The sequence below is a fragment of the Paraburkholderia sp. 22099 genome, from assembly GCF_052045835.1.
GTDB classification, from domain to species: Bacteria; Pseudomonadota; Gammaproteobacteria; order Burkholderiales; family Burkholderiaceae; genus Paraburkholderia; species Paraburkholderia terricola.
Map to the genome: position 1 here is coordinate 85,127 of NZ_JBQEPU010000001.1, position 12,773 is coordinate 97,899.

The following is a 12,773-nucleotide window of genomic DNA, read 5'->3' on the forward strand; positions in this document are numbered from 1 at the left end:
TTCGATTGCGCGTTGCCGCGGTCGAGCAAGCCGGAATGACAAAGCGGGCCTTCGCGGCCCGCTTTTTTGCGCTTTGCTCGCTTTGCCGTATCGAACGTTTTAGATCTTCAACGACGCGCCGCCCTGTCAGGCCAGCCGCCCCGCCTCGATCGTCACCGTGGTATCGCAGCGGCGCGCCAGTTCGACGTCGTGCGTGACGAGAATCAGCGTGGCGCCGTTCGCGCGGTTCATCTCGAACATCAGGTCGATCACCGCATGGCCGGTGGCCGCGTCGAGACTGCCGGTGGGCTCGTCCGCGAACAGGATCGCCGGATGCGTGACGAACGCGCGCGCCAGCGCGACGCGTTGCTGTTCGCCGCCCGAGAGCAGCTTCGGATAATGGCCCGTGCGCTGCCCGAGCCCGACCTGCTCCAGCAAGCCGCGCGCACGCGCCGCGGCCTCGCGCGTGCTGATGCCGCCTTGCAGTTCGAGCGGCAAGGTGACGTTTTCGAGCGCGGTCAAATGCGGCATCAATTGAAACGACTGGAAGACGAAACCGACCGAGCCGCTGCGCAGCGCCGCGCGCTGGTCTTCGTTCAATTCGGCGAGCTCGCGCCCGAGCAGCCGAACCGAGCCCGAGCTTGCGCTGTCCAATCCTGCGAGCAAGCCGAGCAGCGTAGACTTGCCCGACCCGGATGCACCGACGATCGCCACACTGCTGCCGGCATCGATAGCAAGATCGATGTTGTCGAGAATCGTCAGTTCGCCTGTTGCATCCTTAACCTTCTTGCACAAACCCCGCACTTCAATGACTGGATCAGTTTTGTTTAGCATGGTGAAGCGTAGGTTGAAAGTGCGCGCCATAGCGCTGACTACGGCATTCGGCTCGGCCGTCATGGCCGCCGCCCTGTGTTCGCTGCCCTTCGCGGCTCATGGCGCCAACACGCCCGAGCCCGCCAGGCCGGTGATCGTCGTACTCGGCGACAGCATCTCCGCCGAATACGGCTTGCCCCGCGACACCGGCTGGGTCGCGTTGATGCGCAAACGCCTGAGCGAGGAGCGAATCGATTATAGCGTCGCCAATGCGAGCATCAGCGGCGACACCACCAGCGGCGGCAGGGCCCGCTTGCCGGCGCTCATGCAGCGCCTGAAGCCGAGCATCGTGATCGTCGAACTCGGCGCGAACGACGCCTTGCGCGGCGTACCGCTCGCCACCACCGAAGACAACCTGCGCACGATCATCGAGCAGGCTCAACAAGGTCACGCGAAGGTCGTGCTGGTCGGCATGTATGTGCCGCCCAATTACGGCCCCGACTACACGCAGAAGTTCCACGGCCTCTACGGGCAGTTATCGAAACAGCTTCGGGTGCCGCTCGTGCCGTTCATGCTCGCGGGCATCGCCGACAAGCCCGAGATGTTCCAGGCGGATCAACTGCATCCCACCGTGCAGGCACAACCAGTGCTACTCGATAACGTGTGGCCCGCCGTCAAGCCACTCCTTCGCACAAGTTCGCCGCACTGAACAGTCCGCTAACAACTTGTTTCCAGAACTTCGGGAACATGGATCGGTAAGGTCTATCTGACACCTTCAACTCCATGTAACCCGGCTCGTTTTTTGAGCGAATTCCTGAGGAGATAACGTGAAATACTTACCGTTAATCGCTTTGACCGTGGCAATTTCCGCCTGCGCCGCTCAACCGCCGGCGGGCGTCCAGTCAGTGGGCCAAAGCCAGCAGGCACCGAAGGCCGTCGCCACCTGCATCGCGCAGAAATGGGCTGACGGCTCGCAACAGCAGGTCGTGTCGCAAGACACGCTCGCCAACGATCAAGCCGTCGACGTCTATGTCCCCGGTCAACAGCCGCCGAATGGCGCAGCCGCGGTGGTGCGTCCTTCGTATTCCGGCAAGGGTTCGTGGGTCGGCTTCCGCGCGAGTGGCGCGGCGGGCAGCGATGCCACCAGCGCGATCAGCGCCTGCCTGTAACGCATCGGGCGTCGAGGCGTTTGAAGCAAACCGTTTGATGAGCTTTCATGCTCGGCAAAAAGAAAGCCCCGCATTTGCGGGGCTTTTCTTATTTCACGCGTTGCGGCCGGCTCATTCGCTGCTCGCCTGCGCGTTGCCGCTCTCCAGCGAACCGTAGAACTTCACCTTCGAGCGCGCGCGCAACGCTTCCAGATAAGCCTCTGCTTCAGACTGCGCGTCGACTTGCGCGATCTGCTGCTGTGCGGCGGCGAGGCGTTGCGGATCGATCGGTGCGCCCGCGACGACCGAGTTCACGCGATAGATCGCATAACCGTCGTCGCCGAGATCGACGCCCACGTAGGCCGGCAACTTTTGCGCATCCGCCTTGTAGATTGCACTCAATGCGACCGGCGGCATGCCCTGCGCGTCATTGCGCGAAACCTTCAGCGGCGACGAGAAGCCGGTGGTGGCCTTCGACTTTTCGAACTCGGCGAGCTTCGCGATGCCGTCCTTGTGAGCGGCCTCGTTCGATTGAGCCGCGATCACCTTCTGACGCACGGTGTCCTTGACCGCGTCGAGCGCGGGCACGGCCGCGGCCTTGTAGTCGGTGACGCGCGCCGCGATCAGCGTGTTGCCGCCGACGTCGATGGCCTGCGTGTTGTTGCGCGCGGTCACCGCGTCGTTCGCGAACACCGCGGCGAGAAACTTCGCGTTGTTCAGCGGACTGTCAGGCGGCAGCTTCGGGTTCGGCTGCGGCGTGACGGTGGCCGTCTGCAATGGCAGCTTGTATTTGTCCGCGGCCGGTTGCAGGCTCTTCGCTTTTTCATAGACGATCGACGTGAAGCCTTCCGAGTCGTCGCTAAACGCCTTGGCCGCCTGCTGCGTCTTCACCTCTTTCGCGATCTGGTCTTTCACTTCGTCGAACGGTTTCGTGACGGCCGGCTTCACGTCCGTCGCCTTGACGATGTGATAGCCGAAGTCGGTCTGCACGATGCCGCTGACTTCGTCTTTCTTCAGCGCGAACACGGCGTCGTCGAATGCCTGGCCGCCCGCGATCATGCCGCGGCTGAAGTAACCCAGGTCGCCGCCCTTCGAGGCCGAACCCGGATCCTGCGAATCCTGCTGTGCAATCTGCGCGAATTGATCCGGGTGCGCCTTGATCTGCGCGAGCAACGCCTCGGCTTTCTGTTTCGCCTTGGCCTTGTCGGCCGCGCTCGCATCCTTCGGCGCGGCGATCAGGATGTGGCTCGCGCGCACCTGGCCTTCCGTGCGGTAATGCGCGATGTTGTCCTCGTAGTACTTCTTCAGATCGGCGTCACTCGGCTGCACCGAGGCCGCGAGATTTGCCGGCGACATCACGAGGTACTGGATCGTGGCGGTGGCCGGCGTGGCGAAGTCGTTGCGATGCGCGTCGTAATAGGCTTGCAGTTGCGCGTCGGTGGGCTGCACCTTCGCCGCGTAGTCGCGCGGATGGAACGCGATGCCCTGCACTTCGCGCTGCTGTTCGGCGAGTTCGGTCAGATGCTGTGCGAGGGTTTTCGATGTGAAGGCGCTGCTCTGGATGCTGGCCGGCAACTGCTGCGTGGAGATGTCGTAGCGCACGCGTTCGTCGTACTGGTCGGGCGTCATGCCCTGCATGGCGAGCAACTGCTTGTAACGGTCCACGTCGATCGTGCCGTCGGGTTTCTTCAGCGACGAGATCACCGGATCGTTGAGCAATACGCGGCGCACGGCGTCGTCGGACGCGGTGAGGTGCAGACGCTGCGTTTCGTCGACCAGCACGCGCTGCTCGATCAGGCCGTCGAGCATCTGACTGCGGCGCTCCGGCGTATCGAACGACTTCATGTCGAACTGCGCGCCGAGCATCTGCCGCGCGCGGTCGAGTTGCTGACGCATCGCGCTGTCGTATTCCGCGCGCGTGATCTTGTGACCGTTGACGCTCGCAACGTTTGCGCTTTCGTCAAAAAAGCCGCGGAAGCCTTGAATGCCCACAAAACCCAACCCCGGCACAATGACGAGGATGAGCATGAACATCATCAGGCGTTTGTGATTGCGGAAAAAATCGAGCATGCGTGAGTGCCAAAAACAGAACGCCCGATATTACAACAGCGGGCAATAAAAAAGGCGAACCGGAGTTCGCCTTTCGAGGATACTGGCGGAGTGGACGGGACTCGAACCCGCGACCCCCGGCGTGACAGGCCGGTATTCTAACCGACTGAACTACCACTCCTGATACTGCTCTACAAGAGCCCGTGATTTTGCCTCATCTGTCGCCACACCGCAACAGAAATCTGCCGAGCGGCCGACGCGAGCAAGCACCCAGGCACGCCCCGCATACATGACATTCACGCGCCCGCTGCCCTGCGAATCGAAGCCGGCCGGCACATGACGCGCGCCCGACCCGCTCGCGAAATCGACCGCGATCTCGTTGTGCAGCGCGGCAGTCCTGCCCTATGAGGACGGACCGATCAGCACGAAAAGCGGCACACGTGTCGCGCGAAACGCTGCATCACGCATGCTTCGCCCCGCTCCCTCTTTATATAAGTAGTCGGCCCAACGCCCTTCATGGGCGCTTCGTCATGCCTTCGTCCATGACTTCCGCCCGATTGTCCGCGATCCGTTAGCCACGCAAAGTGGTCGCTGCCGTTAAGCGCATCTCGCGCCGGACGCCACCCGACACCGGACAGGTCATTCGAATGGACATCTATCGCTTTGCGAAGCGTCTTCGCTTTCATGACGCATCGCGCGCCTCACAGCGTCACGCATCATACGATGGCGCGTCGCCCGGCGCGCTGCTCGCGCAACTGCGCGACGAATGCGAGGCGATGGCGCGTTATGCGTTGCACCACGGCCTGCCGGTCGCGCCCGAAACGATCGCGCTGTTGAGCGCGCTGATCGACGGCATGCCGTCCGATACGCGACCGGCTGTCTTGTCAGGCGCTTCATCGTCCACCGCACCGTCCACGGCACCGTCCAACGCACCGTCCAACGAAGCCGCGAATGCCACACCGCGTCACTCCACCTCGGCACAACACGCGCTCGCGTCGATCCACCGCAAGCTCGCGGCGCTGATCGCGCCCGCCACGCCGCAAGCCGTTACGTTGCTGGATGAACAGCATCGCCTCACCCGCCCGCTCGGGTGGCTCGGTCCGGTTCCGTTGATCCGCCTGCTGACGGTCGCGGCGATTTCGTTTCTGATCGCCGTCATCGCAACCGGGCTCTCGCCCGAGGTGTCCGCGGACAACGTCGAGCGCGGCTTTCTCGATTCGCACGGCACGCAGTTGCTGTGGAACGCGCTCTTTCTGCTGTTCTGCGCGGGACTCGGCGCGTCGTTCGCCACGCTGTTTCAGGCGCATCGCTATATCGCGGCGTCGACCTACGACCCGAAGTACGACGCGTCGTACGGCGCGCGGCTGATCCTCGGCGTGATCGCGGGGCTGATTCTGGTCGAGCTGCTGCCGCCGCGGCTCTTCGATCAGGGCGGCATGCACAGCTTCGGCAAACCCGCGCTCGCGATGCTCGGCGGTTTCTCGGCGACCGCCGTGCATCGGCTGCTGCAACGCCTCGTCGATACGCTCGACACGCTCGTGCGCGGCGATCGTTCCGCCGATGTCGACGCCGCGCTGCACACGCGCCGCGCGCAAGCCGCCAGCGAACGCACGCAATGGCAGAGCGAACTCGCCGCCAGTCTGCTCGATCTGCAGCAGTCGTTCGACAAGCCCGATTCCGCCGACACCGCTCGCCGGCGCCTCGCCGAACTCACGCGCGCGATGCTCGCCGGCGATCCGTTCAGCCCTTCATTCAGCCCCTCCTCCACGACATTCTCAAACGACACGGAGTAACCATGCTCTTCCTCTACAACCTGCCGGCCGCCGTGATGGGCATGCTGGTCGTCGGCGCCACGCTCGTTGCGGCGCTCGCCGGCTACCTGCTGTTTCGCCGCTGCTTTCCGATCCGGCTCGACGCCGAGCAGCGCGGCATGACGGTCGCGATGATGTCCGCGGTCACCACCATCAACTCGCTGCTGGTCGCGTTCGCCGCCGTCACCGTATGGGGCACCTACGATGCGGCGGCCGGCACGGTCGCCGCCGAAGCCGCATGCGCGACCGAACTGGCGCGCGATCTCGCGTCGTTCGGCAAGCCCGACGCGCGAGCGGCGCGGCGCGAACTCATCGTCTACATGGAGCACGTCGTGCGCGATGAATGGCCGCAAATGCAGCAGCACGCCCGCGCGGATGCCGCCACCGAAGCCGCGTTCAGCCGCATGTTCGCGACCACCAACCGCATCACGCCGACGGGCGACCGCGAACGGGCGCTGCTCACCGAAGTGCTCGCCCGCGTGAATGAAATGACCAAGCTCCGCGAGCATCGCCTGCAAGCGCTCGACGTCGCGATGCCCGCGACGCTATGGGGTGTGATGCTGATCGCGAGCGCGCTCTCGCTCGTGCTGCTGTACGTGTTGCCGGCGACGCGCTTTCACTTCGGCCTCGTCACCATCTGGGCGACCACGCTCGGGCTCGCGTTCTTTTTCGTCCTGGCCGTGGACCGGCCGTTCGCCGGCGAGGTCAGCGTGAGTCCCGCGCCGTTGCGGCATGCGATCGAAACGCTTGCCGCCGAGGACGAGGGGCATCCGGGCGCGCCGGCCTGAGCGCAACGCCGCCGCCGAGGACGGCGCGCTTCACGCCGATAGAGTGCCGATACAGCCGACGCGCCGCCGCCCGATCGAGTCCCCTTCCGCCGCGCGCGCACGCGTGCGGTCATTCATCCGGGCCGCGAACGGGCGCGGCTTTTATTCATGTACCGCGCATACCGTCGCTTGCAGGTACGCGCTTTCCGGCGTGATATGACGCGACAGCCACAGTGCGGCTTCGGTGCGGTTGCTCACGCCGATCTGCCGGAATAGCGCATACAGGTGGTTCTTGATGGTTCCCTCGGCGACGTTCAGCACGCGGCAGATCTGCTTGTTCGACTTGCCTTCGGCGAGCAGCCGCAGCACCTGGCGCTGCCGCGGCGTGAGGCGCTCGAACGCGCGGTCGCCCGAAGGCGATTCCCCGGACGCGACGCCGGCGGCGAGACCGTAACTCGGCGGCACGTAAATCGCGCCCGAGGCGACGCGGCATAGCGCATCGGCGAACTCGTCCGCGCTCGCATGTCGCTCGACGATGCCCGCGGCGCCCGCCATCAGCGCGTCGGCAATCGCCTGGCGGTACACCGTGCGCACGACGAACAGCCACGGCACCGTGCCGAGCGTGTCCTGCAGCAGCTTGGGCCAGCCCATGCGCGCCGCCCGCTCGTCCCATTCGAGCGTCACCGCGCCGACCGTGCCCGGCGGGAATTCCTCACGGATGCGGTAAATGTCGTCAGCGCACTGAGCCGACCACACCTGGCAAGTGCTATCGCGCCGCCATAAGACATCGGCCACTCCCGCCACGAACAACGGCGGACTATCGATCATTAGAACGTTCATTTTGCGCGGTTCCCCTCGGTAGCGAGACGCTCGGGTTCACGTTATTCGCGTCTCTTCGGCTCGCTTTTACCGCTCTTTTCAAAACGACGCACTAGGCCCGTTGATCCGTGACAAACGTTCTAATGCAAAAGGCACATTAATTCTTTACGATTTTCCATGACCGTCACCCCTGTCTACATCCATGACGGCCGGCCTCTCCAAATGGGCCTTCAGATTATGTAACTTGAATAAAGGCAGTGTATTCGCACTACCCGGTTTTCACCACTGGAGGTTTGTATGGATGCTAATTTCATCGGTTCCGTCATTAACGCGTTGCCAATGGACCAAATGATCGCAGGCCCATTGAAAGCAATGATTACCGCGCAAACCCAGGCGGCAAAAAGTTACGCCGACTTTCTGATGCAGGTTTGCATTCAGGACGGCAAGGCGGTGGCCGTCCAGTTCGACTACGATGAAACCCTCGTCGACGAAAGCGGCGTATCGAAAGGCGTGGTGCAGAAGACCATGCGCATTCCGCTGCTGGCCGCGATCGTCCATCCGATCATCGCGATCGAGGAAGGCACGATCGACTTCGAACTGGAAATCACGCAGTCGGAGAAGTCGTCGTCGTCGACCGAAGCGGGCGGCGAGTTGCAGGTCAAGCTCGGCTGGGGACCGGTCAGCGTGAGCATGTCGGGCCGCGTATCGCACAAGGCCGAGCAGACCCGCAGCACCGATACGCGCGCCAAGTACTCGATCCACACGCAGGTCAAGCGGCAGCCTCCGCCCGAGGCGCTGATGCGCGTCATCGACTTTCTGACGGATGCGGCCACCAAACCGGTCGTGACGGAGGACAAGTCGAAGGACGTGAAGGCGCTGCCCGCGACGCCGACCGACGGCAAGCTGATCGGCGAGTCCGCGGCCGGCGGCGCGACGCAGGCGGCGGGCGGCCAGCCGCAGCCCGCTCATCAGTAAGCGCGACGGCCACTGACGGCGGACGGACATCATGTTCAATTTTTTCAGGCGGCGCGGCGCGCAACGTTCGCCGGCCCATCCCCCTTCGCATGACGACGCCGCGAACGCGGTCCCGACCGATGCCGTCGACGGCGAGGCGGCCGCCGCGCACGACGGCGGCGGCGCGCCGCCCGGCGCTCCCCCACCCGGCGACACCCCGCCGCCGCCCAACGCCAACCCACCCCCGCCGCGCGGCCTCGCGCTCGACGAAATCACCCGCGGCATGCAGCACGCCGCGGCCGCCGCGAACCAGTTGCTCGCGCATCAGTACACCGCCGTGCTCGATCAGTTCTTCGATCAGGACGAGGACGGTTTGCTGTCGCCGCGCGTCGTCGAACTAGCGCTCGACGCGGAGCACACCATGCCGGTGCCGCTCGTCGCGCTCGCCACGCCGCGCGGACTCGCGCTCGACAGGATGGTCGTGCATCTGACCGTGCGCGCCGACTTCACCGAAGCGCTGCCCGCGGGCGGACTGGCCGGCGGCGATCAACGCGGGCGCTTCTTCGTCACGCTCGCTCCGCCATCGGCGCGCAAGGATGCCGAGGGCCGGCAGGCGCAACGCGACACCCAGCACATCGACATCGAAATGCAGTTCACGGCGCTCGCGCCGCCCGAGGCGATCATGCGCGTGATCGACGAGTACACCCATCGACTCGTGCCGCGCAAACGTCACGACGAACCGGAGAAACCTCATGACTGACCAACCCACGCGCACCGGCGCGCAAGGCATCGACCTGATCAAACACTTCGAGGGCCTGCGCCTTCAGCGCTATCTCGACGCGGTCGGCAAGCCGACCATCGGCTATGGACATCTGATCCTGCCGCACGAGCATTTCGATCGCCCGCTCAGCGAAGCGGAAGCGCAAGCGCTGCTCAGGCGCGACCTGCGCGGCGCCGAATTGCAACTGTGCAAGCTGGTGCGCGTGCCCATCACGCAGCAGCAATTCGACGCGCTGATGTCGTTCGTGTTCAACCTCGGCGCGGGACGGCTGCGTTCGTCGACCCTGTTGCGCTATCTGAACGCCGGCTCGCCCGCTCGTGCCGCCGATCAATTCCTCGTGTGGAACAAGGCGGGCGGCAAGCCGCTTGCCGGACTCACGCGCCGCCGCCAGGCCGAACGCAAGCTGTTTCTCTCCTAGCGCATTCAAAGGGGTCTTTCCGATGATCTCGAACCATCGTGCCGCAGCCGGCATCGTCACGGCCGCCATCGCGGTTTGCCTCGCGGGCTTCGCGAGTTTTGCTCACGCGCAGCAGCCGACGCCGCTCACCTGCGACGCCGAAGCCGCGCGCATCAACCAGGCGTTGCAGCTCGCGCATCAGCCGGCGCTGTGCGCGAGGTGTGCCGAGCGGCTCGCGCAAACGCTCGACAGTCTCTACACCCGCGGCGTCCTGCCGAACTTCTATACGTCGGCCGACCACGCCGACTGGGACGACCCGCAGCGCCGCCCCGCGATGATGAGCGGCCGGAGCCTCGCGCGACTACCCGACGGCACGGACCTCGCCGCGGACATCGACAGCGGTTTCGGGCCGCGCGGCATCCACCGTTTGCGCTACACACAGGCGAACCGCCCCATCGCCGTCACGACGGTGGACCGCGGCGTGTCGATACCGGTGTCGTTCTGCACACGCGAGGCCGCGCGCTGACCGCAAGCAGCGCGGCCCATTGCGTGCGCTATCGGTTCATGGGCCATCCGTTCTATGTCGCATACCGGCCTTCCGCCCCATTCATGCCGATGCGCGGCCCACGTACTCTGCAAGCGTAGTGAGATTCACGCAACGCAAGCCCTACCCGCCCGAAACGCGAACAGAAACGCGAACACCCATGCGCTCGCCGTGCATCCGGCGAACACCAGAACCTACAGGAGCAACGGTATGAATGCGGCAGCCGTCATCGATGATTCGTTATTCAGAACTTTCAGGCAACGCGGCATGCGTCAGCGCCTCGCTCTGCGTTTGCGGCTCGGCGCACTCGTGCTGGCCGCGACGCTCACGAGCGCGAACGCCGCGGACCTCGCCGCGCTGCCCGCGCTCGGCGCGAATCTGCAACAGACGTCCGTCTCCGGGCTGTCGTCGGGCGCCTTCATGGCCGCGCAATTCGACGTGGCGTGGTCGAGCCGCCTGGTCGGCGCGGGGATCGTCGCCGGGGGCGCCTTCGATTGCGCCGGCGAGTCCGACTTCATCGCGCCCGCCGTGGCGGCCGTGACGTTGTGCATGCAGCCGGCCGGCGCCGCGCCGTCGGCGGAAGGCGCATGGCGCGCCGCGCAGCGTTACGCCAAGGCAAAACAGATCGACGACCCGGCCAACCTGCGCGAGCAGCGCTTCTACCTGTTCAGCGGCGCGAAGGACACGGTGGTCGCCACGCGCGTGGTCGATCAGGCCGAACGCTTCTATGAACTGGCTCAGGTGCCGAAGCCGAACATCCAGTATCAGCGCCACCCCGAAGCGGGCCACGCGTTGATCACGAACAATCCCGAAGACTCGCCGTGCAGCGCGAATCAAGGCCCTTACATCAACAACTGCGGCTTCGAGCAAGCGCACGAGATTCTGCGCTGGATTTACGCACGGCCGAACGCGCCGTTGAACGCGCCCGCCGCCCAGGCCGGCGGCCAGTTGCAAAGCTTCGACCAGCGCGCGTTCGATCCCGAGCGCCGCGCGTCATTGGCCGATCTCGCCTACGTCTATGTGCCGGCCGATTGCCAACGCGTCGCGTGCGGCGTGCACGTCGCGTTTCACGGCTGCGTGCAAAACGCCGCCGCGGTCGGTCAACGCTTCGTGCGCGGCGCCGGCTACAACGAAATCGCCGATACGAACCGCCTGATCGTGCTCTATCCGCAAACCGAAAAATCGGCGGTCAATCCGCTCGGCTGCTGGGATTTCTGGGGCTACACGAGTCCCGATCCGATCCATCCCAACTTCTATTCCCGCGAGGCGCCGCAAATGGCCGCGGTGATGAAGATGATCGAGCGCCTCGGCGGCGCGCGTCAGTGAACAGCGTCCTTGCTTGCTCGCACTCGCTCTGAACTCAACCCGAACTCAACCCGAACTCAACCCGAACCCGATCCGAACCAGGAGCCGTCATGCTCTCGACCTTTATCACGCAGTGGGAAACCGCCAATCTCGCCGCCTTCCGTTTGTTCAGCCAGCTCGTCGCGCAGTCGGCTCATCCCGCTGGACTCGCGGGCGCCGCCACCGATCCCGGCGCGTGGCGCGCGCTCACGCGCACCGCGTTGCAAAGCGCCCAGCAGTACAGCGCCGCATCGCAGTCGGCATTGGACGCCGGCTGGCGCGAGCAGCGCGAGCGCTTCGCGCTGACCGGCGCGGCGGCCGCGATCAAGGAACTGGCCGCGATTCACGCCGACCTCGCGACGCGCATCGCGCAAGGCCACGCGCAACACAGCGGCGCGCTCAGCGACGCCGCCGCGCAATACCTCGACGACCTCTCGCGCAGCCGCAATGCCAGCGACGCCGCGATGGCCTTCGGCCGTTTCGCGACCGATCTGCAGGCGCAGAGCCGCGCGCAAGCGCTGCATGCCGCGTCGGTTGCCGGCAGCGTATCGCCGGCGCTCACGCAGTGGGTCGAAAAGCACCTCGCGGACGGCACCACGGATACAACCAACACCACGGAGCCAGCGCAATGAACATCCAACTGCGCTTCATCAACCGGTCCAACGATCGCGGCAACAGCGAAGTGGTGCTGTTCCAGCGCAACGTGGTGCCCGATTTCGACGAGCTGGCGATCGCGTGGAAAGTGATCCGCTTCTGCGGCCGCGACTGTGTCCATCCGTTCGTCTACTCGACCGCGATCGAAATCGCGCTGGGCGACGAGCACGGCAACTACTCGCCGCGCGCCACCGCGCAGGATGGCGAACGATTCACGGTCGGCGTCCATCCGACCGGCCGCGCCCGGCTCGTCGCCGAGCCGGCGCCGGCGGGCGGCGTCGGCGGCGGCGCGGGAATCGAGGTGGTCAACCGCATGACGCGCGGCGCGGTCAACGTCAACGCGTTCAGCGCGGGCAAGCTGATCGCCGCCAAATGGGCCGTCGCGCCGGCCCAGAAGGCCGTGTTCCGCTTCACGCCCGTGCTGTGGATCGGCGCCGCGTCGCAAGTGCAGGAAGGCCGCGCGCTGAGTTCCGCCGTGCTGTCGAGCGACAACACCATGCTGCCGCTCGCGGGCATCGCCGCGGCCGACATCGTGATGACGGGCGGCGGCGGCGGCGCCGACGCGCAGCCCTTCGGCTTCGCGCTCGAAAACGTCGTGCACGTGTAGCGCCTTTCACGCGACGACGCCCGCCGCACGGCGGGCTCCCCTCCGGTTTCGTTTGACGGCCGGCCCGCCGGGCCGGCCGGTGGGAAGGTGCGCGGCAAACCGATTG

14 protein-coding genes and 1 tRNA gene are annotated in these 12,773 nt (G+C 65.4%); 11 read left to right on the forward strand and 4 right to left on the reverse strand.

Features of this window, described 5'->3' with window-relative positions:
- Positions 1-126 precede the first annotated feature (126 nt).
- A complete protein-coding gene (locus tag ACTJLC_RS00345) occupies positions 127-813 on the reverse strand; it encodes an ABC transporter ATP-binding protein (protein ID WP_073426680.1) in 687 nt (228 codons plus the stop codon).
- Here ACTJLC_RS00345 and ACTJLC_RS00350 point away from each other — a divergent pair.
- The gene (locus tag ACTJLC_RS00350) at positions 812-1,501 is read left to right on the forward strand and encodes an arylesterase (RefSeq protein WP_073426681.1); all 690 of its coding nucleotides are present in this window, start codon (positions 812-814) and stop codon (positions 1,499-1,501) included. The two genes, ACTJLC_RS00345 and ACTJLC_RS00350, sit on opposite strands and share 2 nt — an antisense overlap.
- Before the next feature lie 118 nt (positions 1,502-1,619).
- A complete protein-coding gene (locus ACTJLC_RS00355) occupies positions 1,620-1,961 on the forward strand; it encodes a hypothetical protein (protein WP_073426682.1) in 342 nt (113 codons plus the stop codon).
- Between the two features lie 111 nt (positions 1,962-2,072).
- Here the strand turns inward: ACTJLC_RS00355 and ACTJLC_RS00360 are convergent, their stop codons facing one another.
- On the reverse strand, positions 2,073-4,010 hold the full coding sequence (locus ACTJLC_RS00360) for a SurA N-terminal domain-containing protein (protein WP_440843147.1): 1,938 nt from the start codon (positions 4,008-4,010) through the stop codon (positions 2,073-2,075).
- Positions 4,011-4,093: 83 nt separating this feature from the next.
- Positions 4,094-4,170 (reverse strand) — tRNA-Asp (locus ACTJLC_RS00365).
- Positions 4,171-4,636: 466 nt separating this feature from the next.
- Between ACTJLC_RS00365 and ACTJLC_RS00370 the strand changes: the two genes are divergently transcribed.
- Positions 4,637-5,782: a hypothetical protein gene (locus ACTJLC_RS00370; RefSeq protein ID WP_440843148.1), complete on the forward strand. Its 1,146-nt coding sequence runs from the start codon at positions 4,637-4,639 to the stop codon at positions 5,780-5,782.
- 2 nt (positions 5,783-5,784) lie between these two features.
- Entirely contained in the window at positions 5,785-6,588 is an 804-nt protein-coding gene (locus ACTJLC_RS00375) for a bestrophin-like domain (RefSeq protein WP_083083684.1), read from the forward strand.
- Positions 6,589-6,729: 141 nt separating this feature from the next.
- Here the strand turns inward: ACTJLC_RS00375 and ACTJLC_RS00380 are convergent, their stop codons facing one another.
- Positions 6,730-7,407 (reverse strand): LuxR C-terminal-related transcriptional regulator, encoded by a 678-nt coding sequence (locus tag ACTJLC_RS00380; RefSeq protein ID WP_083083683.1) that lies wholly within the window; start codon positions 7,405-7,407, stop codon positions 6,730-6,732.
- A gap of 276 nt (positions 7,408-7,683) precedes the next feature.
- Between ACTJLC_RS00380 and ACTJLC_RS00385 the strand changes: the two genes are divergently transcribed.
- The 7 genes from ACTJLC_RS00385 (at position 7,684) to ACTJLC_RS00415 (ending at position 12,667) form a co-directional block, all read left to right on the forward strand.
- Complete coding sequence (locus tag ACTJLC_RS00385; RefSeq protein WP_073426686.1) at positions 7,684-8,361, forward strand: DUF2589 domain-containing protein; 678 nt, start codon at positions 7,684-7,686, stop codon at positions 8,359-8,361.
- Positions 8,362-8,392: 31 nt separating this feature from the next.
- Positions 8,393-9,100: a DUF2589 domain-containing protein gene (locus ACTJLC_RS00390; RefSeq protein WP_440843149.1), complete on the forward strand. Its 708-nt coding sequence runs from the start codon at positions 8,393-8,395 to the stop codon at positions 9,098-9,100.
- Positions 9,093-9,539, forward strand: a complete 447-nt coding sequence (locus ACTJLC_RS00395; protein WP_073426688.1) for a lysozyme — start codon at positions 9,093-9,095, stop codon at positions 9,537-9,539. The genes ACTJLC_RS00390 and ACTJLC_RS00395 overlap by 8 nt, the downstream gene beginning before the upstream one ends.
- A 22-nt stretch (positions 9,540-9,561) precedes the next feature.
- Positions 9,562-10,044: a hypothetical protein gene (locus ACTJLC_RS00400; RefSeq protein ID WP_440843150.1), complete on the forward strand. Its 483-nt coding sequence runs from the start codon at positions 9,562-9,564 to the stop codon at positions 10,042-10,044.
- A gap of 285 nt (positions 10,045-10,329) precedes the next feature.
- Entirely contained in the window at positions 10,330-11,388 is a 1,059-nt protein-coding gene (locus ACTJLC_RS00405; RefSeq protein ID WP_073426935.1) for an extracellular catalytic domain type 2 short-chain-length polyhydroxyalkanoate depolymerase, read from the forward strand.
- Between the two features lie 89 nt (positions 11,389-11,477).
- A complete protein-coding gene (locus tag ACTJLC_RS00410; protein ID WP_310128844.1) occupies positions 11,478-12,038 on the forward strand; it encodes a hypothetical protein in 561 nt (186 codons plus the stop codon).
- Entirely contained in the window at positions 12,035-12,667 is a 633-nt protein-coding gene (locus ACTJLC_RS00415; protein WP_083083676.1) for a hypothetical protein, read from the forward strand. Before ACTJLC_RS00410 ends, ACTJLC_RS00415 begins: the two co-directional genes overlap by 4 nt.
- The last annotated feature ends 106 nt before the right edge of the window (positions 12,668-12,773 follow it).